Here is a 20,919-nt window from a genome sequence, read left to right as displayed (position 1 = left end):
CGGCCCCGGTTTTCCGACGCCGGGGACAGCGTCGCCGGCATCGGAAAACCGGGGCCGACCTACCGACGCGGCCTCGCGGGCGGAGCCGGCGAGGCGGGCGAAGAGCAGCTGTGACCGGTCACTACTCTCCTCCCCTTGTGGGCACCAACGAGCCGATCGACCGCGTACGAGCCCTCCTGGCCGAACGGGGGGTGCACGCGCGCAAGCTGCGGCCCGTGCTGACGCTGCTGGGTCAGGACTGGCACACACTCGCCGAGCTGGTGCGGCTTCCCGCAGTGCCCCGGCGCACCGTGCAGGAGCTGCTGGCGGCGGCCGAGGAGGACCTGGAGACCCAGGGCGAGCGGTACCGGATCGCCCCCTACCGGGCGGCGGCGTACGCCGAGGCGTTCGGCGTGGACGAGGGGCTCACCGATCCGGTGAACGCGTTGGTGTCGCGGCACACCGACCAGCTGCGCTCGATCCTCGCCGACATCGCGAACGTCCCGCCGCCGCTGGCCGCGCTGGACCACGTGCAGGCCACCGCCGACACGGCGCTGAAGCGGTCGCTGTGGCTCGACTCGACCTACGACCTCACCGGGCGCAAGCTGCTCTGCCTGGGCGACCACGACCTCACGTCGCTGGCCGTGTGCGCGGTCAACCCGGACGTCGAGGTGACCGTGGTCGACCTGGACGACCGGCTGCTGGAGTTCATCGACACCCTGGCCGCCGAACGCGGCTGGAGCATCCGCTGCCTGCACGCCGACTTCCGCTTCGGCCTGCCGCCGTCGGTGCTGGAGTCCGCCGACCTCGTGTTCAGCGACCCGCCCTACACCCCGGAGGGCATGGGCCTGTTCGCGGGCCGGGCGGTCGACTGCCTCGCCGACCCCGCCCGCGGCCGGGTGCTGCTGGCCTACGGGTTCAGCGACCGGACGCCCGCGCTCGGGCTGAAGGTGCAGCAGGAGCTGCAGCGGCTCGGGCTGGTGTTCGAGGCGATCCTGCCCGCGTTCAACCGGTTCGACGGCGCCCAGGCGATCGGCAGCGCGGCGGACCTGTACGTGTGCCGTCCGACCTCCCGCAAGGGCGGCGGCTCGCACGGCAAGACCGGCATCTACACCCACGGCCCGCAGTCGCTGGAGTCGTCCGGGCCGAGCCGGGACGCGCTGGAGGTGCTGTCCGACCTGGCCCCGCGCCCGGAGTCCTCACCGCCGCCGAAGCCCCGCAAACCCGGTTGGTACGAGCCGATCGGCAAGGGGGCCGCGTCGCTGGCCGTGGACCTGACCGGCGACCCCGGCCCGTGGCTGCTGCGCACCCTCCTCGCGAGCGTCCCAGCCCGGCTGGCGGCGCTGGTGCCGAACAACCACCCCAACGTGTCCAGCGAGAAGGGGCAGCGGGAGCTGACCTCGTTGGTGGACAGCCGGTTCCGGCTCAAGTTCCTCCGCGGCACCCCCGACAACAAGCACACCGTCGTCGTCGCGGAGCAGGTGCCGGCCGGTGAGCTGCCACCCGGCAAGCTGGTCGTCCGCGAGGTGCTGCTGCGGGCCCACGGGAAGCTCGGCAACGTGTGGCGCGAAGCCCTGGTCACCGCCTCGCGCGGTGAGCTGACCAAGCGGGAGGCGCGGGAGCGCATCGACGCGGCCGTCGGCGACCACCCGGACCTGGACCTGCGGCTGGTCGACCTGCCGCGGCACCGGATCGCCGCGCTGCTGCCGCTGGTGGAGGGCTCGGTCGACTAGCCCGCGCGCGGGATGTGCAGCGGGCCGAGGGCGAGGATGGCGCGGAACTCCTTGGCCGGGACCGGGCGGGAGAACAGCCAGCCCTGGTAGGCGTCCACGCCGACGCCGCGCAGCACGTGGAACTGGGTCGCGGTCTCGACGCCCTCGGCGACGCACTTGCGGCCCATGGCCCGCGCCATGTCGACGACGGCCCGTGCGACGGCGAAGTCGGACGAGTCGTTGCCCACGCCGGAGACGAACCGGCGGTCGACCTTGATGATCTGCGCGGGCAGGTCCTTGAGCCGCGCGAGCGACGAGTAGCCGGTGCCGAAGTCGTCCACGGCGAACTGCACACCGCGCTGCACCAGCTCGTCCATCGACTGCCGCACCCGTGAGGGCAGGTCGACCAGTGCCGTCTCGACCAGCTCCAGCACGACCCGGTTCCACGGGATCCCGGCCTCGGCGATCGTGTCGGCCACGATGTCGACGAACTCGGAGTCGCCCGGCACCAGGCCGGACAGGTTCACCGCGATCGAGACCGGCTTGCCGTTGGGCGACGGCCAGCCCGACGCCTCGCGCAGGGCGGTGCGCAGCACCCAGCGGTCGAGGTCGCGCATGAGGTCGCCCTGCTCGGCGACCGGCAGGAACACGTCCGGCGGCAGCAGGCCGCGGTCGGGGTGCGGCCAGCGGACCAGCGCCTCGGCGGTCAGCACCGTGCCGTCGACGCCGACGACCGGCTGGTAGTGCAGCTGGAGGCCGTCGTTGGCCAGCGCCTCGCGCAGCTGGCCCTCCAGGTGGACCTGGCGGTCGGCCGACGCGATGAGCGCGGCGCTGGCCAGCGACACCCGGCCCGCGCCGCGCCTCTTGGCCTCGAACATCGCCGCGTCCGCGAAGCGCAGCAGATCCGCGCCGGTCGTGCGGGTGCCGTTCGGGATGGACGCGCCGATCGACGCGGACACCCGGACCAGCTGCCCGTGCACGGGGACGGCGGTCTTGAGCAGGCCGGCGACCTTGGTGGCCAGCACGTCGACGCCGCCCGCGACCTCCAGGTCCTCGCAGATGATCACGTACTCGTCGCCGGAGAGCCTGGCCGCCGTGCAGCCCTCGGGCAGGCCGTCCTCGAGTCTCCGGGCGAGCGCCACCAGCAGCTCGTCGCCCGCGTCGTGGCCAAGGGAGTCGTTGACCCGCTTGAAGTTGTCGATGTCGCAGAACAGCACGCCGACCTTGGCGCGGTCGGGGCCGTCCAGCAGCTCGCCGAGGATCTCCTTCACCAGCGCGCGGTTGGGCAGGCCGGTCAGCTCGTCGTGGGTGGCCTGGTGGCGCAGCGCCTCGGCGGTGCGGCGGCGTTCGGTGATGTCCTGGAACACGATCAGCCAGAACCGGCGGCCGTCGTCCTGCACGGAAAGCGCGATGTGCAGCTCGCAGTACACCCGCTCGCCGTCCGGGCGGATCAGGATGCGCTGCGGGATCTTGTGCGTGCGGTCCGCGCCCAGCGCCGTCATCTTGTCGACCGACCGCAGCCGCGACTGGTTGTCGTCCGGGTGCGTCAGCTGCTCCGCGGTCATCCCGCGCAGCTCCTCCAGCTCCATGCCGAGCAGGTCGCACAGGGCGTCGTTCGCGTCGACCAGCCGCTCGCCCTCGTCGAACAGGCCGATGCCGACCGGGGTCAGCGACACCAGGTCGGCGAAGCGCTGGCTGGACCGCTTCATCCGCGTCTCGGCGGCCCGCTGCTCGGTGATGTCCTGCGCGGTGCCGACAGCGCGCAGGCCCGCGCCGTCGTCGACGAGCACGCCGTAGGAGCGGAACACCCGGACCTTGCCGTCGCGCCGCACCATCCGGTGCTCGCACTGCACGGGCGTCTGGTCGGTGACCAGCTGCCGCCACAGCTCGTCCACCCACGGGCGGTCCTCGACGTGCACGAGGTCCAGGAACGTCTGGTAGCTGATCTGCTCGTCGTAGGGGACGCCGAGCAGGTCGGACAGCATCTCCGACCACACCACGTCGTCGGACCCGAGGTCCCACTCCCACACGCCGAGCCGGGCGGCGCGCTGGGCGTCGACGAGCCTGCGCCGGTCCTCGTTGAGCTGGCGCTCCAGCCGCCGGGCCTCGGTGACGTCCTGCACCGTGCCCTGGAGGCGTTCGATGCTCTTCCCGCCGGGCCCGAACTCCGGGCGCGCGCGGCAGATGAACACCTTGTCGTTGTGCTTGCTGCGGACCTCGACCTCGACGGTCGTCTCGTCGACCGCGCTGAGCAGCTGGTCGCGCATCTCGTCCAGCAGGAACATGTCGTCCGGGTGGACGCCGTCGAGCAGCTTCGCGCCGGGCTCGTACTCGATCTCGTCGTACATCTCGACGAGGACCTCGCTGCGGTGCATCGACTTGGTGTTCAGCTCGAACGCCCAGCTGCCGATCCGGGCGATCCGCTGCGCCTCCAGCAGCCTGCCGCGTTCGAGGGCCAGCTCCTGGTCGGCCCGCCACTGCGCGGTGATGTCGCGGATGTACCCGGTGATCAGCTGCGCGCTGCCGTCCGCGCCCAGCTTCGCCTCGGCCACACCGCGGATGTGCCGCAGCTCCCCGTCGGGCCGGACGACCCGGTACTCGATGTCTATGGAGTCGCCCGACAGCTCCCGGTTGGTCCAGTAGCTGGCGACCATCTCGTAGTCGTCCGGGTGCACGACGTCCAGCACGGCCTGCGCGCCGGGCACCACCGAGCCGGGCGCGAGGCCGAGCAGCTCGTAGTGCGAGTCCGACCAGACGGTGACCCCGGTGCTCGGGTCGTACTCCCAGGAGCCGATCTCCGCGACCCGCTGCACCGTGCGCAGCCTGCGCTGCTCGTCGCGCAGCTCGTCCGCCACGGCCGACAGGTCCGACACGTCCACCAGCAGCACGGCCTGCAGGCCGGTGCCGGGTACTGGGCTGCGCACGACGCGCACGGGTAAGGGGGTGCCGGAGGACCTACGCAGGCGCAGGTCGGACTGGTCACCGAGGAGCAGTTCGCTGAGGCTGCGGCCGACCAGGTCGTCCGATGACTCGGCCTGCGCGAGCTCGACCGCGGCGGCGTTCGCCTTCATCACGACACCCTTGGTGTCGCAGAGCAGCGAGGGGGCGTCGGGGAGCGTCACGCCGTCCAGTGTGACGGCCGGTCGCAGGGCAGGTTCCAGCGCCACCGAAGCGTTCCCGTCCCGCTTGGGCACGGCCCCACCCTTCCCGCGTCGACGCCTGTCGCGGCGCAGGGGTGATCAGTCCGGCGGACCTGGCTGCACCCGATTTGCGGCAAAACGCGTCCCTCTCCTCGGACATTCACCCGAGGAGAGGGACGGTAGCGCTTCGGAGCGTCATCGCCCACCCCCTGACGAGGTAACGACCCACCACGAAAGTGGATTCGTTTTCCCCGAAAGCGTCGAACGACGAGACCCAGGCCTGATTCGTCCTGTTTCCTGCCTGATCAGGCTACGCCGTCGGCCTTCGCCGCGGCGGCGACGGCGGCCGCGACTTCAGGACCGACCCGCGGGTCGAGGGCGCTCGGCACGATGCGGTCCGCGGCCAGGTCGTCCGAGGCCACGGCGGCGATGGCGTCCGCCGCCGCGAGCTTCATGCCCTCGGTGATCCGGCGCGCGCCCGCGTCCAGCGCGCCGCGGAAGATGCCGGGGAACGCGAGGACGTTGTTGATCTGGTTCGGGAAGTCGCTGCGCCCCGTGGCGACGATCGCGGCGTGCCGGTTGGCGACGTCCGGGTGCACCTCGGGGTGCGGGTTGGACAGGGCGAACACGATCGAGTCGGACGCCATGCTCGCGATCAGGTCCTCGCCGACCTGCGACGACGAGACGCCCAGGAAGACGTCGGCACCCCGCAGCGCCTCGGCGATGCCGCCGCGCAGGCCGCTGCCGTTGGTGAGCCCGGCCATGCCCTCCTTGACGGGGTTCAGGCCCTCGCGACCGGCGTGCACGATGCCGCGCGAGTCGACCAGCGTGACCTCGCCGATGCCCGCGGCCAGCAGGATCTTCGCGCACGCGATGCCCGCGGCGCCCGCACCGGAGACGACGACCCGCTGGTTCGCGATGTTCTTGCCCAGCACGGTGTTCGCGCCGCGCAGCGCGGCCAGCGCCACCACGGCGGTGCCGTGCTGGTCGTCGTGCATGACCGGGCAGTCCAGCGCCTCGATGACCTTGGCCTCCAGCTCGAAGCAGCGCGGGGCCGAGATGTCCTCCAGGTTCACCGCGCCGAACGACGGCCGCAGCCGGACCAGCGTCTCGACGATCTCGTCGACGTCGGTCGTGTTCAGCACCAGCGGGATGGAGTCGAGGCCGCCGAACGTCTTGAACAGCGCGGCCTTGCCCTCCATCACCGGCAGCGACGCCGACGGGCCGATGTCGCCGAGCCCGAGGACGGCCGTGCCGTCGCTGACCACGGCGACCAGGCGGTGCGCCCACGTGTACTTCGCGGCCAGCGAGGGGTCCTCGGCGATCGCGCTGCTGACCTTGGCCACGCCGGGGGTGTAGGCGATGGACAGGGCGCGCGGGTCCGCCAGCGACGCCGTCACGCCGAGGCTGAGCTTGCCGCCGACGTGCGCCTCGAAGATCTCCTCGTCGGTCGGCTGGGTATCGGTCATGGGCTGGTCGTTCAAAGCGGTCACGGCGTGGTCCTCCTGCGGTGCGGGCCTGGGGGCGCACCGCGACCAGCGTTGTCACGCTCGATCCACGGGGCCTGAATAGTGCGGCCGAGTGCGTTTCGCGCGTCGACCGGGTGAAGCGGTCGGGCAAGCATGACAGTGTTCGGCAATTGTGTCTGCGGCGCGCGTCACACTTCCGTCGCAGGTCAGAGGGGGTTTACCAAGACGTCCGTCCGGTTTACAAGACCACCTGGTCTGTTTCCGCAGGCAGAATCGGTCAAGATCACCTCGCGCTTTACGATAGGGGGCATGCGAGTCAGCGAGACGAAGATTTCCGGGAGTTGGGAATTCACCCCAAAGGCGTTCCCGGACGACCGCGGCGTGTTCGCCTCCCCGTTCCAGGAGGCCGCGTTCGTCGAGGCGGTCGGCCACCCGCTGCGCCTCGCGCAGACCAACCACAGCACCTCCCGGCGCGGCACCCTGCGCGGCGTCCACTTCGCCGACGTGCCGCCCGGCCAGGCCAAGTACGTCTACTGCCCGCGCGGCTCCCTGCTCGACGTGATCGTCGACCTGCGCGTCGGCTCGCCCACGTTCGGGCAGCACGACGTCGTGCGGCTCGACTCGACCGCGTTGAACGCGGTGTACCTGGCCGAGGGCATCGGGCACGCGGTCATCGCGCTCGAGGACGACACGACGATGGCCTACCTGTGCTCGGAGGCCTACAACCCCACCGCCGAACGCGGCCTCGACCCGCTGTGCCCCGAGCTCGCGATCCCCTGGCCCGCCGACCTCACCCCGGTCCTGTCCGCCAAGGACCGCACCGCCCCCGGCCTGTCCGAGGCGCTCGCCGCGGGCATCCTGCCGGACTACGACGAGTGCCTCGCCCACTACGAGCGGCTCCGCGCTACCTGAGCCGTCCGGGCCTGGGCCACAGCCGCCACCGCACCACCCCCAGCACCTCCGCGGGCCCCAGCGTCCGCGAGTCGGTCGACCCGAACTGGTTGTCGCCAAGTACTTGCCACAAGCCACTTCCGCGCTGCTCACGGGCGCGCTTGACCGACAGCTGACCCGGCCGCGCCGCCCACCGGACCAGCACCACGTCCCCCGCCTTCGGGACGGCCCCGTACCTCACCACGACCACGTCGCCGTCCCGGACCGCCGGGACCATCGACGGACCGCGCACCCGGAGCAGCGGCAACGGGTTCCCGTCACGCGGTGCCAACGATCACCTCCACCTGCCGCACGATCGTGTCCGGAGTAGGGTCCTCCACGTCGGAGCATTCACTGTCAGGGAGGCAAGATGCGACTGCTGTCGCGCATCCGCGAACTCCGCCGCCCACTGCTGGAGGCCACCGCTCACTGCGACCTTCCGTGCGGTGTGTACGACCCGGCCCAGGCCAGGATCGAAGCGGAGTCCGTCAAGGCCATCCAGGAGAAGTACCAGGCGAACGAGGACCCGGAGTTCCGGGAACGCGCCGTCCTGATCAAGGAGCAGCGCAGCGAGCTCGTCAAGCACCACCTGTGGGTGCTGTGGACGGACTACTTCAAGCCGCCGCACTTCGAGAAGTACGCGGAGCTGCACGACCTGTTCAACCGCGCCACCAAGGCAGCCGGTGCCAGCGGCACTAAGGGTTCCATGGACCCGGCCAAGGGACAGGAACTGCTCGACCTGATCGCCCAGATCGACAAGATCTTCTGGGAGACGAAGGCAGCCTGAGTCCAGGATGCTAGAAACGACGCTGACCAGCGGAAACAACATCCGTTGGTCAGCGTCGTTTTGCGTCTTCGGACAGTGTCCGACGGCCCCCAGATGGCCCAAGTCCGTCCTATTCGGACGATTGCAGCAGCGCCGCCCGGTCTCCAGGCGCAACGCGCTACCGGCCTTGACGGCCAGGTGAAGCAAGCGCCCGACAGCAGCAAGAGCGACCTGGTCGACATGGTCAAGGTGCGCCGCGGGCCAGCGCTCACGAAGCGGCGGTTCGACCGCTATTTGCCCAGCGACTCGTACGCGGCCTGCGATGTCACACCGATCGGCGTGAACACGAACGCGAGCGAGGAAGAGTCGCGGACCACCACGGTCAGCTCGTAGAAGTTCTTGACCGTCAGCGTGGTGCGCGTCCGCGTGATCGACGAGAGCTTCGGCAACGCGTCCGTACGGAATCCGTCCGCGACATCAGCCGAAAGCCCGTAGAGCGAGGTTCCAACACCGCTGAGCAGACGAGCCGGGGTCTGGAACGCGCCACCGGACCCGGTCACGTGGACGGTGACGGCTCGAACCTTGCTGAGGGCACTGGTCTGCGGGAGAACGTAGATCTCGACATCAGGCGACACGCGGCCGCCGAACACGCCTCCCGGCTGGACGCTCGTCGGGAGGGGTTGCGCTCCGTCGTGAAGGATCGGCAACTGCACGTTCAGGGCGGTGAGCACGTCGTTCGCCGACGCATCGAAAGACATGTCTGGCGCGACCGTGGTTGGTGTGGTGGTCGTGGTCGTGGCGGTTGTCGTGGTCGTGGCGGTTGTCGCCGACGGGGTGGATGCGGCTTGCCGGGCTCCGGCCCCACATGCTGTCAGGCCCACCAGGACGCAGGCGGCAAGGAACGATCTGTGCGACACGGGGCGGCTCCGTCGGTCGATGGCTAACGGCCCTGTCGCGACAGCCTGTGCAGGCGTTACCGCGGCCGCCACTCGTCGCGGCAACCGGGTTCGTCGTAGATCGCGCCGGGCAAGTTGCGGTTGGCTGAGTGTCCCGAACGTCGTAACGCAGTCTCGCTGTGAGGCGATCTGGCCGCTGTGGGCTGCGTGGCGGTATGGCACCGGGAACGGCACTGGCCAGCGGATGATCTTCCGCAGGTCGGCGCCGTTCCGCGTCTGCGGGTGTCGTTCGACGGCTCGGGGAGGTCCACTGTGGACGGCGTGCTCGCGGTCCGGTGGTAGTTCGGCCCAGTCCTGGTATCCGTGGACCGCGCTTGCGAGTGGTCCGGGCGGACTCGCTAAGCGGGCTGCGGGGGCCGTGTGACAGCAGGTAGGACGGTCGGGTCGGTGAGTGCGGTGCGGAGGTCTGCGAGGCCTTGCAGGCCGCGTGCGCGGCCGTTCGGTAGCTGGTCGTCGCGGTCCCAGCGCCAGGTGGTGATGATCGTCAGGACGAGGAGGCGGCAGGTGCGGAGGAGGGCTTGGTCGAGGTCGGGGTAGTGCTGGGCGACCTCATCGGGGGCGTGGGCGAGGTCGAACTCGACGGGGCCGCGGCAGCAGGTCTCGAAGTCGACGAAGAGCGGGCCGTCGCTGGTGGCGAGCAGGTTGCCGGGGTGGGGTTCGCCGTGCAGGACCTGCTCGGCGGCGCCGCGCGCGACGATCGCCTGGCCGAGGTCCCGCAGCGCGTCGGCGAGGAGCGTCCGGTCGGCGCCGGTGAGGGCCGGGGTCAGGGAGTGGTCGGCGACCAGGCGGCGGGCGTGCTCGACGCGGTCGGTGAAGTGCGACACGGGGATGTCGAGCCCCCGCATGCCGGCGTGCAGCCGTTCGAGGGCCGAGGCGTAGTCGGCCGGTGGGACCTCGTGGGGTGGCACGGGTTCGCGGTAGGTCCAGAAGGTGATCTCGAAGCCGTCGTGCGCGTGCACGCGCGCCTCGACCCGCGGCTCGACGGGGACGACCGGGCTTCCGGCCAGCCGCCGGACGACGTCGATCTCGAACTGGGCCACCCGGTGCGCCGCGGGGGCCACCCTGGCCACGACGTCGCAGGGCAGCAGGCGGGCGGTGAGCTTGTTGGAGTCGTGGAGGACGACCACGTCGTCGACCGGCAGACCCAGTGAGGTGGCGACGTGCGTGGCCGCGGCCATCGCGCGGACCGACTCCGACTCGTGCATCCCCGCCCCCGTTCCCCGCGGCCAACGTACCAAGCAACCCCTGCTTGACGTGCGCTGCGGCATGATGGGCGGCGTGCGAGCCGCTGAACGCAGTCCGACGACCGGCGGGTATTCGAAAGGGCGCATCCGGCGGGAGGACATCCTCGGGGCGGCGGTGGCGATGTACGCCGAAGCCGGGTACCACGGGTCGTCGCTGCGGGAGATCGCGCGGCGGGTCGGGATCACGCACGCCGGGTTGCTGTACTACTTCCCGAGCAAGGAAGCGCTGCTCGCGGCGGTGCTGGAACGGCGGGACGCCGAAGACGGCGAACGGGAGCACCTGACCGGGCCGCCGGGACTCGAAGCGCTGCTCAGGCTGATCGGGTTGGCGGCCTACAACGTGCGGCACCCCGGGATCGTGGAGCTGTACTCGCGGCTGGCGGCGGAAGCGGTGGCGGCGGACCACCCGGCGCACGAGTACTTCGAACAGCACTACCGGATGGCGCGGGAGTACGCGGCGGAGTCGTTCCGGGCGTTGGCGGCGGAGGGACGGCTTCGGGAGGGGGTTGATCCGGAGTACGCGGCGTTGACGCTGGTGGCGTTGATGGACGGGTTGCAGGTGCAGTGGTTGTCGGACCGGGGGCGGGTGGATCTGGTGGGGAGCCTGCGGAGGTACGTGGCGGGGCAGTTGAGGGGGCCGTTGGAGTGAGGGGACCACTGCGCGAAGCCCGGCCCCCGGCGCGCGATTGTCTCAATGCCCTGCCCTAGTTTGTCAAGACGATAGAGCTGTCTTGACAAACTAGGGCAGGGCAGGAGGGCGCTGTTTATCGGGGGCGGGAGGGGATCTGGCTTCGCCAGCATCGAGCTGCGCTCGACAGGGCATCGGGCTCCGCCCGACAAGGCATCCTCGGCTTCGCCGTTGGACAAAGCATCCTTGCTGCGCTGCGGACAGAGCATCCTTGCTGCGCGGCGGACAAGGCCCCAGGCGCTCCGCGCCGGATGGGCGCTGGCGGGCTTCGCTCATTGGCGGTCCGTGTCACTTCCGCGTTGGATGAGCATCCGCGTTTCGCGGGAATTTCGACTTTTGGGTGGACGCCCGCGAGGGGCGCCTCCCAGGTGGGAGGCGCCCCTCGCAAGCTTGTGTGGTGGGCTCTAGAAGAAGTGGCTCCGGCCGCCGACCGGACGGCCGACCGCGCCGAGCACGGCGAGGATGGCGCCGATCACCAGCAGGATTACGCCGATGGTCGTCAGGATCGAAATCCCGGCCAACCAGCCGACCACCAGCAGGATCAAACCAAGAACGATCATCACAACCTCCATGTGTCTCGAGAGGTGGATACCCAGCGCTCCACGGGCCAAACACGAACGAGTGACATCACAGTGGGTTTTCCCATAGGTGCAGGTCATGCCGAGCCCACTACGCTCGACGGGGTGAGTACAAACGGGCGCTACTCCGTCTACCTGCTGCGCCACGGGCAGACCGCGTGGTCCGAGAGCGGGCAGCACACCGGCCGCACCGATGTTCCGCTGACCGCCAAGGGCGAGCAGCAGGCCAGGCGGGCGGGGGCGGTGCTGGCGAGGCTGCGCGGCACGTCGGTGCCGCCGGCGCTGGTGCTGACGAGTCCGCGGCAGCGGGCCCTGCGGACCGCGGAGCTGGCCGGGCTGGCGGTGGACGAGATCACCGAGGACCTGGCCGAGTGGGACTACGGCGACTACGAGGGCAAGACCACGCCGGAGATCCGGGAGACCGCCGAGGGCTGGACCGTGTGGACGCACGAGATCCCGAACGGCGAGTCGGCGGACGACATCGGCAAGCGCGCGGCGTCCGTGGTGGCGCGGGTGCGGACGGCACTGCTGGGTGGTGACGTGGTGCTGGTGGGCCACGGGCACTTCAGCCGCGTGCTGATCGCGACCTGGCTGGGCATGGGGCCGCGCGACGGGGTCCACTTCGGACTCGACCCGGCGGGGACGTCGGTGCTGGGCGACGAGCGCGGGGACGCGCAGGTGCGCCACCTCAACGTGCCGCCGTGGGACTGGGACTGATGGGCGACGAGCGGATCCGGCGGGCGCGCGAGACCGACGTGCCCGCGATGGTGGCGCTGGTGCACGAGCTGGCCGAGTACGAACGGGCGCCGCAGGACTGCCACCTGACCGGGGAGCAGCTGCACGACGTGCTGTTCCGCCCCGAACCGAAGCTGTTCGGCCACGTGGCCGAAGTGGACGGTGAGGTCGTCGGGGTGGCGTTGTGGTTCCTCAACTTCTCCACCTGGCGCGGCACGCACGGCGTCTACCTGGAGGACCTCTACGTGCGGCCGACGCAGCGCGGGTCCGGTCTGGGCAAGGCGCTGCTGGTGACGCTCGCGCGCGAGTGCGTCGCGAACGGGTACGGGCGCCTCGAGTGGTCCGTGCTCGACTGGAACGAGCCCGCGATCGGGTTCTACAAGTCGCTCGGCGCGCGGCCGATGGACGGGTGGACGGTGTTCCGGCTCGACGACCGGGCCCTCGCCGAGCTCGGCGCGCAGGACTGACCGGTCCGTCCACACCGGACCGGAACACCACGGTGGGGTGAACATCGGATGACCGGTGACCCTCGTATGTCTCGAAATCCTCACGAAAGCATGTTTCCCCGGCGAAGTCCGGGACGTTCTGGCAGCGTCCCGGACTTCCGGCGGCGGGACCCCGATCGCGTGCGGCAGTCGCACGCGGACCCGCGGCCGTAGGGTGGAAGGACTTTCGTGAACTACGACAACACCAGCGTCGACAGCTCGGCCTTCGTCTTCCCGACGATCGTCGGCGGCCTCTTCGGCATCCTCGCCATCGTGGCGCTGTGGAAGATCTTCACCAAGGCGGGCAAGCCCGGTTGGGCGGCGATCATCCCGTTCTACAACATCTACACGATGCTGAAGGTCGCGGGCCGTCCCGGCTGGTGGCTGATCCTGTACATCATCCCGATCGTGAACATCATCATCTCGATCGTCGTGGCGATCGACCTGGCGAAGTCGTTCGGCAAGAGCGGCGTCTTCGGGTTCTTCGGCCTGTGGATGTTCAGCATCATCGGCTACCTCATGCTCGCCTTCGGCAACGCGAACTACCACGGCCCGGCCGCCGCGCGCGCCTGATCACCGGAAGGCGTCCCGCACGTGGGGGCAACACGTGCGGGGCGCCCGCTCCCGGCCCGGCTACGAGTACCCGACGAGCCGTTCGTCGACCGGGTGCAGGGCGGACAGCCGCCGCACCACCGCGATGAGCAGCGCGCTCGCCAACGCGAAGAACACGGCGCCGACCCACGCGGGCAGCAGCGGCGCCCAGACGTGGTGGCCGAACAGCCACACGCGCGTCGCCATGGCGGTGGTGACCAGACCCACCAGCCACGAGAGCCACCACGCGAGCACCTGCCTGGTCACCTCCTCGCGCCGCGCCCGCGGCACACCGGCCGCCGCGATGTCCGCGACCGCCCGGTAGGGCGCCCACAGGTTCAGCACCGGCACGAACCACATCCCGACGACCCAGCCGGGACCCCAGCGGTGGACGCGGCCGGGCACCTCGGCGTTGAGCCGGACGCGGTGCAGCCACACGAGCAGCACCGGCACGGTGCACAGGAACAGCAGGGCCACGAAGAAGCGCAGCACCGGCACGGCGATCGAGACGACCTGCACGGCGGCCTGGAGGCCGAGGAGCACCGACAGCAGCCCGGCCTGGGTGGACACGACGTGCACCCTCAGCGGAATCGCTGCGTCCAAGCCGCCCTCCCCGGATGCGCCGACCAGCGCGATCGTAGGTCCGCCAGGAGCAGTGGCCAATAGTCCGATCAGTGCTTGATGCCCACGGCGCCGTAGGCCAGGGCGGAGGCGCGACCGGTGTCCTCGGTGTCGGCGTGCCACTGGCCCGCCATGACCAGACCCGGATCGACCAGGTCGAACCCGGTGAACAGCCCGGCGACCTCGGCCGCGTCGCGCGGTGTCAGGGACGTGCCGGTGAGCCGGACCATCTCGGCGAGGCCGTCCACGAGCGCGGGCTCGCGGTCGGCGGTGAGGTGCGAGACGACCAGGTGGCTGCCGGGCGCGATGGCCTCCCGGTACTTCGCGACCAGGTCGGCGGGCCGGTCCTCGGCCGACAGGTACGGGAGGATGCCGACCATCAGCAGGGCGACGGGTTCGTCGAGGTCGAGCAGGCGCACGGTCTCCGGCGCGGCCAGCACAGCGTCGGGGTCGCGGACGTCGGCGCCCACGATCGCCACCGAGCGGTGGCCCTTCAGCATGGTGCGGCCGTGCGCGACGGTGACCGGGTCGTTGTCGACGTAGACGACGCGGGGCGACGGGAGGAGCCGTTCGGCGACCTCGTGGACGTTGCCCGCGGTCGGGATGCCCGAACCGAGGTCGAGGAACTGGGTGATGCCCCGCGCGACGCAGTGCCGCACCGCGCGCTGGAGGAACGAGCGGGAGGTGCGGGCGGCCTCGTCCACCGGGAACGACTTGACGGACAGGGCGGCGAACTCGCGGTCGACGGCGAAGTTGTGCGCGCCACCGAGGTAGAAGTCGAAGAGCCGGGCCACGTTCGGGCGTTCGGCATGGCCGTTGGTCGACACCCACATCGGGCGTTCTTGCACCGCACACACCTCACCCTGGAAAGTCCCGGAGCAGCGCGAACTCGTGTTCGCACGGTATCCGGCTACTCCGTTCGTGTCCATCCGCCAAAAGTGAACACGTAGGGTGATTATTACTGGTGACGGCCTTCCGGCCAAACCCGGCCGAGGGGAGTCCCCTCGGCCGGGAACGGGCTAGACGCCAGCCAGGGACTGGATCCAGGGCCGGTAGCGGGTCACGTTCGTGTAGTTGGACACGTTCGCGCGGTCGCTGGTCGAGGCGACGCCGACCTGGTAGTAGCGGCCGTCGACCGGGCTCGTGGCGAACATCGGGCCGCCGGAGTCACCACCGGCCGCGATGCCGTTCACCCGGCGCACCGACACGGCGATGCCGCCGCGGTAGTCGCGCCCGTTGACGTTGGTCACCGTGGTGTCGGCGACCTTCAGCAGCCGCGACTGGCAGTTGATCTCGGGCTGGTCGGTGCAGGTGGCGCCCCAGCCGTAGAGCTGCACGGTCTGGCCGTTGCGCACGGCCGTGGTGGTGCCCAGCGGCGCGTAGGTGGTGGAGACCGACCGGTCGATCTTCACCAGGGCCAGGTCGACCGACGGGTGCTGGGTGATGCTGACGGCGTTGACCAGGGTGCCGCCGGAGGACTGGTCGAGGCTGCCGACCCGGAACGTGTACGTGCCCGCACCGGCCACGCAGTGCTGCGCGGTCAGGATCCAGGTGGGCGCGATGATGCTGGCCGAGCAGTTCTCGCGGCCGTTGACGAAGAGGCGGGCCGCCCAGGGGGCGTTGGAGGCGTTGCCGCCGCCGATGATGAACGGGGTCACGCCGTTGTCGACCGGCTCGGCCGAGGCGGCGGGCGCCAGGGAGGCGAACGCCACCAGGGCGGTAGCCGCGCCGATCAGCGCGGACAGGGTGCGCTTGAATCGCATTGATGGTCACCTAACGAACGCAGGGAGTGGTGAATTCACCACTCTCAGCGTCACGCTTTCTAGTGACCCACCACACCCGCCGTTGGTTGGCGGCGAACCAGACGTTCGAAGGGTTACCAAACGCGCCAATCGCCCTTATCGGGCGAACGCGCGGCGAAATGGGGCGAAGGGCCTATTCCTCGGCATCCGGTTCGCCCAGCCCGAGCGTCCACTCGCGCACCGGGTTCGTGAACAGCAGGACGATGACGACGACGCAGTACAGCCCGATCAGCGACCCGACGAGCTGCTGCCCGGACGGCCCGTACATGTACCAGGCGACCCCGAGCAGCAGGAGCTGCACGACGATCGACGGCGTGCGCGCCCAGCGCCTGCCGAGCACGAGCCCGACACCGGCGGCGAGCACGCCCGCGCACAGCACGGTGAAGTAGCCCGCCTCGCCCAGGACCTTGCCGGTGGACTCGGCGCCGCCGAAGGCGCGGAAGACCAGTGCCACGGCGAAGGCGATGCCCGCCAGTCCCTGCAGCGCGGTCAGCGCGCCTGCCAGGCGCGCGGCTGGTGGGACGTGGGTCTTCATGGCCACGTGCGGGCCCCTCACAACGCTGCATAACGGACTGTGGTCGTCACGGATCGTAGGCCACCCGGTCGGACCTCCCATCCGGCGTCCGGAGGCGCGAAGATCAAGGGGTCTTCGGCGAGCCGGCGGTCTGCTGGGGTGCACTTGTCGTAGGCGGGGCTACTACGCGGCGGAAAGGAGATTTGGACCACTTCCGTGCGCTCAGACCTCCTCGGACGAGGGACACGCGGGCCGCGCCTGGTCACGCGCTGTCCTACTCTTCAGGGGTGCGCGCACTTCTGGTGGTCAACCCACAGGCGACAGCGACCACGGCCGGAGGCCGTGACGTGCTGGCCCACGCGTTGGCGAGCGCCGTCAAGCTGGACGTGGTCGAGACGGAGTACCGCGGCCACGCGGGCGACGTGGCGGCGCAGGCCGTCGCCGACGGGTACGGCATGGTCGTCGCGCACGGTGGCGACGGCACCGTGAACGAGGTCGTCAACGGGATGCTGCGCGCCGGTCGGTCGCCGGACCTGCCCATGCTCGGGGTCGTGCCCGGCGGGTCGGCCAACGTGTTCGCGGGCGCGCTGGGGTTGCCGCGCGACCCGGTCGAAGCCACCTACCGCCTCCTGCAGGCCATCGAGCACGGGACGAGCCGACGGGTCGGGCTCGGCAAGGTCGCCTCCAGCGGCCCTCCTTCCTCCACTACGGCCGACAACGACCGCTGGTTCACGTTCAACGCCGGGGTCGGCTGGGACGCCGACGTGGTGGCGAACGTCGAGAGCCAGCGCGCCAAGGGGCGCGAGGCCAGCCCTTACCTGTACGCGCGCACCGCGCTGGCCAGCTACGTCGGTCAACGCAGGCGCCCGCCCTCGCTGACGGTGCAGATCCCCGGCGAGGAGCTCATGACCGGCATGCGGATGGCGTTCGTGTCGAACACCGACCCGTGGACCTACCTGGGCGGCAAGGCGATCCGGCTGAACCCGAGCACGTCGTTCGACAACGACCTCGGGCTGTTCGCGCTGCACGACCTCGGGCTGCCGACGGTGCTCCGGTACGTCGGCCACCTGCTCGTGCGGGAGGGGAATCCCAAAGGCGGGAACCTCCTGCGGCGCGACGACGTTGAATATGTTCGGGTGACGAGCAGGGAACCGGTCAACCTCCAGGTGGACGGCGACCTGCTCGGTGACTGCACCGAAGTCGAGTTCACGTCCGTGCGAGAGGCGCTCACCGTAGCGGTGTGACCAGCGCGTGATGATCTTGCGATCCACCTGCGATGTTCGATCGGATGCGAACTTCGGAGAGTGAAACCGCTGGTGAACGCTGTCGATCTTTCGGGTGAGTTCACTCACCGGGTTAGTGCTAACCCCTTGACATCCCCGCCGTTCGTGAAAGCATTCACAAGCACCCCAAAACGACCGCTGACGATCGGCGTGCCTTCGAGCGCGCCTAGCTGAGGAGTATTTCCAATGGACTGGCGCCACCGCGCAATCTGCCGCGACGAGGACCCCGAGCTGTTCTTCCCCGTAGGGAACAGCGGTCCTGCGCTCCTGCAGATCGCCGAGGCGAAGACCGTCTGCCGCCGCTGCCCCGTCGTCTCCGACTGCCTCGCGTGGGCACTCGAGAGCGGCCAGGACGCCGGCGTGTGGGGCGGGATGAGCGAAGACGAACGCCGCGCACTCAAGCGGCGCAACGCCCGCACGCGGGCCCGGAGCAACGCCTGAGTCGCAAGACCGGCTGTTAGCCCCGCAACAAGGACAAAAGCGCAAGCGCTGGATTTCGAACGTAGAGCCCGACACCGTGCCAGGTGTCGGGCTCTACGTCTTCTACTGTTTGCACACCCTCCCGCATGACCACGAGGCGCCGCTGAGGCGGGTCACCACGTGTGCACCGGGGTAGTTTAACGCCGCCCGCGGAGCGGCACGCGCAGGACCGCCTCAGTACCGCCTCGGGGCCGTCTCCGCAAGCTCAAGGACCCCCTCAGTTCGGATTCCACGAGCGTCCGGACGATCTGCAGACCGAGCCGCTCGGTGCGCTCCAGGGAGAAGCCGGGCGGCAGTCCCCGGCCGTCGTCGGCGATCACCACGTCGAGCCAGCGGGCCGACCGCTCGGCGTGCACGACGACCTCCCCGCGCTGGCCAGGGGCGTACGCGTGCTCGAAGGCGTTCTGCACGAGCTCGGTCAGCACCATCACCAACGGGGTCGCCAGCTCGGCCGCCACGACCCCGAACGGACCCTCCCTGCGGACCGACACCTGGGTCTCCGTGGTGGCCACGTCGGACATCATCGGGATCACCCGGTCGATGACGTCGTCGAGGTCCACCCGCTCGTCGACCGACATCGACAGCGTCTCGTGCACGAGTGCGATGGAGGTCACCCGGCGCACCGACTCGGCCAGCGCCTCGCGCGCCTCCTCGTTGCTCGTCCGGCGGGACTGGAGGCGCAGCAGGGCGGCCACGGTCTGCAGGTTGTTCTTCACCCGGTGGTGGATCTCGCGGATCGTGGCGTCCTTCGACATCAGCGCCCGGTCGCGCCTGCGGACCTCCGTCACGTCCCGGCACAGCACCAGCGCGCCCGCCGGGTTGCCGCGCGGCCGCAGCGGCAGGGCGCGGAACAGCACGGACGCACCGCGGCGGGACTCGGCCTCCATCCGCATGCTCGGGTTGCCGTCCACGGCCGCCCGGAAGCGCTGCGCGATCTCGGTCGCGTCGAACGGGTCGTCGATGAGCGAGCGGGTCAACGGCGCCAGGTGCACGCCGACCAGGTCCGAGGCGTGGCCCATGCGGTGGTAGGCCGACAGGGCGTTGGGGCTGGCGAACACCACGGCACCGGCCGCGTCGAGGCGGATGAACCCGTCGCCGACGCGCGGGCTGGTGTGCACGTCCGGCGACGGCTCGGTGGTGGGGAACGTGCCGTCGGCGATCATCTGGCACAGGTCGGCCGCGCTGCCGAGGTAGGAGATCTCCAGCGGGCTGGGCACGCGGGGCACGGCGAGGTTCGTGTTGCGGCTGATCACGGCGATGACCTGCTTGCCGAGGCGGACCGGGATGGTCTCGCGGCGGACCGGCACGCCGAGGTGCCACAGCGGGTCCTCCTCGCGGCAGATGCGCGACTCGATGATCGCCCGGCGCAGCTGCGGGTGCTCCTCGACCTGGACGGAGCTGCCGACCACGTCCTCGGGGTGCGCGGTCGGCGCCGTCGTGGGCCGGGCCTGGGCGACGCACATGAACGCGGCGTCGTCGAGGGGCACCCAGAGCAGGAAGTCCGCGAACGACAGGTCGGACAGCAGCTGCCACTCGGCGACCACCAGCTGGAGGTGGTCGACGGCCGCACCGGACAGCCTGGTGTGCTCGGCGAGCAGGTCGGTGAGTGTGGACACGCGTCATACAACCACGGTTCAGACCGCCGGCAGTCGTCACTCACCACCATGTCACACTGGGGCGAAGCCTGATGACCAATGCTCAAGGAGACACCCATGTCGAAGCGTGCCCGCAAGCGCCGCGATCGCAAGAAGGGTGGCGCTAACCACGGGAAGCGCCCCAACGCCTGATCAGGGCAACGCGGAAGGGCCCCGGAGAGCACGTGCTCTCCGGGGCCCTTCCGCTGTGGGAAGACCTTCGTCGGGTGCTGGGGCTACTCCTCGACGATCTGCACCGTGGTGGTGCGCACCTCGACCGAGCCGTGCTGGATCAGCGTCTCCTGGATGCGGGCGCGCAGCCGCTCCTTGAGGTGCTCGGGGGCGTGCTCACCGCCGCACTTGCGGGCCAGCAGCGCCTTGAGGTGCTCCTCGATGCCGTACTGCTCCAGGCACGGGTGGCACTCCTCGAGGTGCTGCTGGAGCAGCTCCTTGCGCTTCCCGTCGCACTCCTTGTCCAGGAAGAGCCACACCTCGGACAGGACCTCGGAGCAGTCCGTGTCGTGGGGTTCGCCGCAGTTCATCGCCCCGCCACCTCTTCTTCGGGCTGGCCGTTGCGGAGGAAGCCGCGCTCGCGCGCGACGTCGGACAGCTGGTCGCGCAGCTGTCGGCGGCCCCGGTGCAGCCGGGACATCACGGTGCCGATCGGGGTGCCCATGATCTCGGCGATCTCCTTGTACGCGAAGCCCTCTACGTCGGCCAGGTACACAGCGATGCGGAACTCCTCGGGGAGCCGCTGCAGCGCTTCCTTCACGTCGTTGTCCGGCAGCAGGTCCATCGCCTCGACCTCAGCCGACCGCAGACCGCGCGACGTGTGGCTCTCAGCCTTCGCCAGCTGCCAGTCGGTGATCTCGTCGGTCGGCTGCTGGAGCGGCTGGCGCTGCTTCTTGCGGTAGCCGTTGATGTAGGTGTTGGTCAGGATGCGGTACAGCCACGCCTTCAGGTTCGTGCCCTGCGAGAACGAGGCGAAGGCGGCGTACGCCTTGAGGTAGGTCTCCTGGACCAGGTCCTCGGCGTCGGCCGGGTTGCGCGTCATCCGGAGCGCAGCCGCGTACAGCTGGTCCAGCAACGGCATCGCGTCGCGCTCGAACCGAGCGGCGCGGTCCGCGGGTGTCTCATCCGTCGGGTTGGCCTGCGAACGGGTGGCGGGCACCGCGCTCCTCTCCCGCCGACCAGGTGATGGCGCGACGGCTACTGCTGGCTGGGACGCGTCCCAGAATACGCGGACGCCGTCCGCCAGGCCGCCCACCGGCCGCCTGTTGAGCTGCTGCTCCATCACCTCAGTAACCACGTA

At 70.3% G+C, this 20,919-nt stretch carries 23 protein-coding genes; 10 read left to right on the top strand and 13 right to left on the bottom strand.

Translation table 11 applies throughout. The features are described from left to right. Positions 1–137 precede the first annotated feature (137 nt). Positions 138–1,712 (top strand): bis-aminopropyl spermidine synthase family protein, encoded by a 1,575-nt coding sequence (locus CLV43_RS13435; RefSeq protein WP_106187414.1) that lies wholly within the window; start codon positions 138–140, stop codon positions 1,710–1,712. On the opposite strand, the gene CLV43_RS13430 is transcribed toward CLV43_RS13435, so the two are convergent. Together CLV43_RS13430 and CLV43_RS13425 are read right to left on the bottom strand one after the other, a co-directional pair. Beyond that, the gene (locus CLV43_RS13430; protein WP_146174755.1) at positions 1,709–4,885 is read right to left on the bottom strand and encodes a bifunctional diguanylate cyclase/phosphodiesterase; all 3,177 of its coding nucleotides are present in this window, start codon (positions 4,883–4,885) and stop codon (positions 1,709–1,711) included. The two genes, CLV43_RS13435 and CLV43_RS13430, sit on opposite strands and share 4 nt — an antisense overlap. A gap of 251 nt (positions 4,886–5,136) precedes the next feature. Beyond that, a complete protein-coding gene (locus CLV43_RS13425; protein ID WP_106187593.1) occupies positions 5,137–6,300 on the bottom strand; it encodes an NAD(P)-dependent malic enzyme in 1,164 nt (387 codons plus the stop codon). A 309-nt stretch (positions 6,301–6,609) separates the two neighbouring features. On the opposite strand from CLV43_RS13425, the gene CLV43_RS13420 reads away from it, so the two are divergent. Next, positions 6,610–7,212, top strand: coding sequence for a dTDP-4-dehydrorhamnose 3,5-epimerase family protein (locus CLV43_RS13420; protein WP_106187413.1), 603 nt, complete (start codon positions 6,610–6,612; stop codon positions 7,210–7,212). On the opposite strand, the gene CLV43_RS13415 is transcribed toward CLV43_RS13420, so the two are convergent. After that, positions 7,205–7,522, bottom strand: a complete 318-nt coding sequence (locus tag CLV43_RS13415) for a S24 family peptidase (RefSeq protein ID WP_281262153.1) — start codon at positions 7,520–7,522, stop codon at positions 7,205–7,207. The two genes, CLV43_RS13420 and CLV43_RS13415, sit on opposite strands and share 8 nt — an antisense overlap. A 78-nt stretch (positions 7,523–7,600) precedes the next feature. On the opposite strand from CLV43_RS13415, the gene sodN reads away from it, so the two are divergent. Beyond that, a complete protein-coding gene (gene sodN / locus CLV43_RS13410) occupies positions 7,601–8,017 on the top strand; it encodes a superoxide dismutase, Ni (protein ID WP_106187412.1) in 417 nt (138 codons plus the stop codon). A 269-nt stretch (positions 8,018–8,286) separates the two neighbouring features. On the opposite strand, the gene CLV43_RS13405 is transcribed toward sodN, so the two are convergent. Together CLV43_RS13405 and CLV43_RS13400 are read right to left on the bottom strand one after the other, a co-directional pair. Further along, the gene (locus CLV43_RS13405; RefSeq protein WP_106187411.1) at positions 8,287–8,754 is read right to left on the bottom strand and encodes a hypothetical protein; all 468 of its coding nucleotides are present in this window, start codon (positions 8,752–8,754) and stop codon (positions 8,287–8,289) included. A 536-nt stretch (positions 8,755–9,290) separates the two neighbouring features. Further along, positions 9,291–10,157, bottom strand: a complete 867-nt coding sequence (locus CLV43_RS13400; RefSeq protein ID WP_106187410.1) for a phosphotransferase family protein — start codon at positions 10,155–10,157, stop codon at positions 9,291–9,293. A gap of 73 nt (positions 10,158–10,230) precedes the next feature. Between CLV43_RS13400 and CLV43_RS13395 the strand changes: the two genes are divergently transcribed. Beyond that, entirely contained in the window at positions 10,231–10,845 is a 615-nt protein-coding gene (locus tag CLV43_RS13395; protein ID WP_245886384.1) for a TetR/AcrR family transcriptional regulator, read from the top strand. Positions 10,846–11,288: 443 nt separating this feature from the next. Here CLV43_RS13395 and CLV43_RS47765 read toward each other — a convergent pair whose 3' ends face one another. After that, positions 11,289–11,429, bottom strand: coding sequence for a DUF6131 family protein (locus tag CLV43_RS47765; protein ID WP_170155791.1), 141 nt, complete (start codon positions 11,427–11,429; stop codon positions 11,289–11,291). A 138-nt stretch (positions 11,430–11,567) separates the two neighbouring features. Between CLV43_RS47765 and CLV43_RS13390 the strand changes: the two genes are divergently transcribed. The 3 genes from CLV43_RS13390 (at position 11,568) to CLV43_RS13380 (ending at position 13,255) form a co-directional block, all read left to right on the top strand. After that, positions 11,568–12,179 carry a histidine phosphatase family protein gene (locus CLV43_RS13390; protein WP_106187409.1) on the top strand — a complete coding sequence of 204 codons (612 nt, stop codon included), beginning with the start codon at positions 11,568–11,570 and terminating at the stop codon, positions 12,177–12,179. Continuing rightward, entirely contained in the window at positions 12,179–12,664 is a 486-nt protein-coding gene (locus tag CLV43_RS13385) for a GNAT family N-acetyltransferase (protein ID WP_106187408.1), read from the top strand. The genes CLV43_RS13390 and CLV43_RS13385 overlap by 1 nt, the downstream gene beginning before the upstream one ends. A 207-nt stretch (positions 12,665–12,871) precedes the next feature. After that, entirely contained in the window at positions 12,872–13,255 is a 384-nt protein-coding gene (locus CLV43_RS13380; RefSeq protein WP_211304342.1) for a DUF5684 domain-containing protein, read from the top strand. 60 nt (positions 13,256–13,315) lie between these two features. Here CLV43_RS13380 and CLV43_RS13375 read toward each other — a convergent pair whose 3' ends face one another. The 4 genes from CLV43_RS13375 to CLV43_RS13360 all read right to left on the bottom strand — a co-directional run bounded on the left by CLV43_RS13375 (position 13,316) and on the right by CLV43_RS13360 (position 16,231). Beyond that, complete coding sequence (locus CLV43_RS13375; RefSeq protein WP_170155825.1) at positions 13,316–13,876, bottom strand: DUF4328 domain-containing protein; 561 nt, start codon at positions 13,874–13,876, stop codon at positions 13,316–13,318. 68 nt (positions 13,877–13,944) lie between these two features. Continuing rightward, positions 13,945–14,742: an SAM-dependent methyltransferase gene (locus CLV43_RS13370; RefSeq protein ID WP_245886379.1), complete on the bottom strand. Its 798-nt coding sequence runs from the start codon at positions 14,740–14,742 to the stop codon at positions 13,945–13,947. A 171-nt stretch (positions 14,743–14,913) separates the two neighbouring features. Then, entirely contained in the window at positions 14,914–15,657 is a 744-nt protein-coding gene (locus CLV43_RS13365; RefSeq protein ID WP_106187405.1) for a S1 family peptidase, read from the bottom strand. A gap of 172 nt (positions 15,658–15,829) precedes the next feature. After that, on the bottom strand, positions 15,830–16,231 hold the full coding sequence (locus CLV43_RS13360) for a hypothetical protein (RefSeq protein WP_106187589.1): 402 nt from the start codon (positions 16,229–16,231) through the stop codon (positions 15,830–15,832). A gap of 266 nt (positions 16,232–16,497) precedes the next feature. Here CLV43_RS13360 and CLV43_RS13355 point away from each other — a divergent pair, with 266 nt between their 5' ends. Together CLV43_RS13355 and CLV43_RS13350 are read left to right on the top strand one after the other, a co-directional pair. Next, positions 16,498–17,454 (top strand): diacylglycerol/lipid kinase family protein, encoded by a 957-nt coding sequence (locus CLV43_RS13355; protein WP_106187404.1) that lies wholly within the window; start codon positions 16,498–16,500, stop codon positions 17,452–17,454. Positions 17,455–17,679: 225 nt separating this feature from the next. Beyond that, entirely contained in the window at positions 17,680–17,934 is a 255-nt protein-coding gene (locus CLV43_RS13350; RefSeq protein ID WP_015104912.1) for a WhiB family transcriptional regulator, read from the top strand. 176 nt (positions 17,935–18,110) lie between these two features. Here the strand turns inward: CLV43_RS13350 and CLV43_RS13345 are convergent, their stop codons facing one another. Continuing rightward, the gene (locus tag CLV43_RS13345; RefSeq protein ID WP_106187403.1) at positions 18,111–19,589 is read right to left on the bottom strand and encodes a sensor histidine kinase; all 1,479 of its coding nucleotides are present in this window, start codon (positions 19,587–19,589) and stop codon (positions 18,111–18,113) included. A gap of 96 nt (positions 19,590–19,685) precedes the next feature. On the opposite strand from CLV43_RS13345, the gene CLV43_RS50445 reads away from it, so the two are divergent. After that, complete coding sequence (locus CLV43_RS50445; protein ID WP_096498094.1) at positions 19,686–19,760, top strand: 50S ribosomal protein bL37; 75 nt, start codon at positions 19,686–19,688, stop codon at positions 19,758–19,760. Between the two features lie 83 nt (positions 19,761–19,843). Here the strand turns inward: CLV43_RS50445 and rsrA are convergent, their stop codons facing one another. Both rsrA and CLV43_RS13330 read right to left on the bottom strand, forming a co-directional pair. Next, positions 19,844–20,149, bottom strand: coding sequence for a mycothiol system anti-sigma-R factor (gene rsrA / locus CLV43_RS13335; protein WP_106187402.1), 306 nt, complete (start codon positions 20,147–20,149; stop codon positions 19,844–19,846). Further along, the gene (locus CLV43_RS13330) at positions 20,146–20,916 is read right to left on the bottom strand and encodes a sigma-70 family RNA polymerase sigma factor (protein WP_425445745.1); all 771 of its coding nucleotides are present in this window, start codon (positions 20,914–20,916) and stop codon (positions 20,146–20,148) included. The genes rsrA and CLV43_RS13330 overlap by 4 nt, the downstream gene beginning before the upstream one ends. Positions 20,917–20,919: the final 3 nt, after the last annotated feature.

Origin of the sequence: Umezawaea tangerina (genome assembly GCF_003002815.1) — a bacterium.
GTDB lineage: Bacteria > Actinomycetota > Actinomycetes > Mycobacteriales > Pseudonocardiaceae > Umezawaea > Umezawaea tangerina.
Note: the sequence above shows the minus strand (reverse complement) of the source record. Positions and strands in the feature narration are given on the sequence as shown.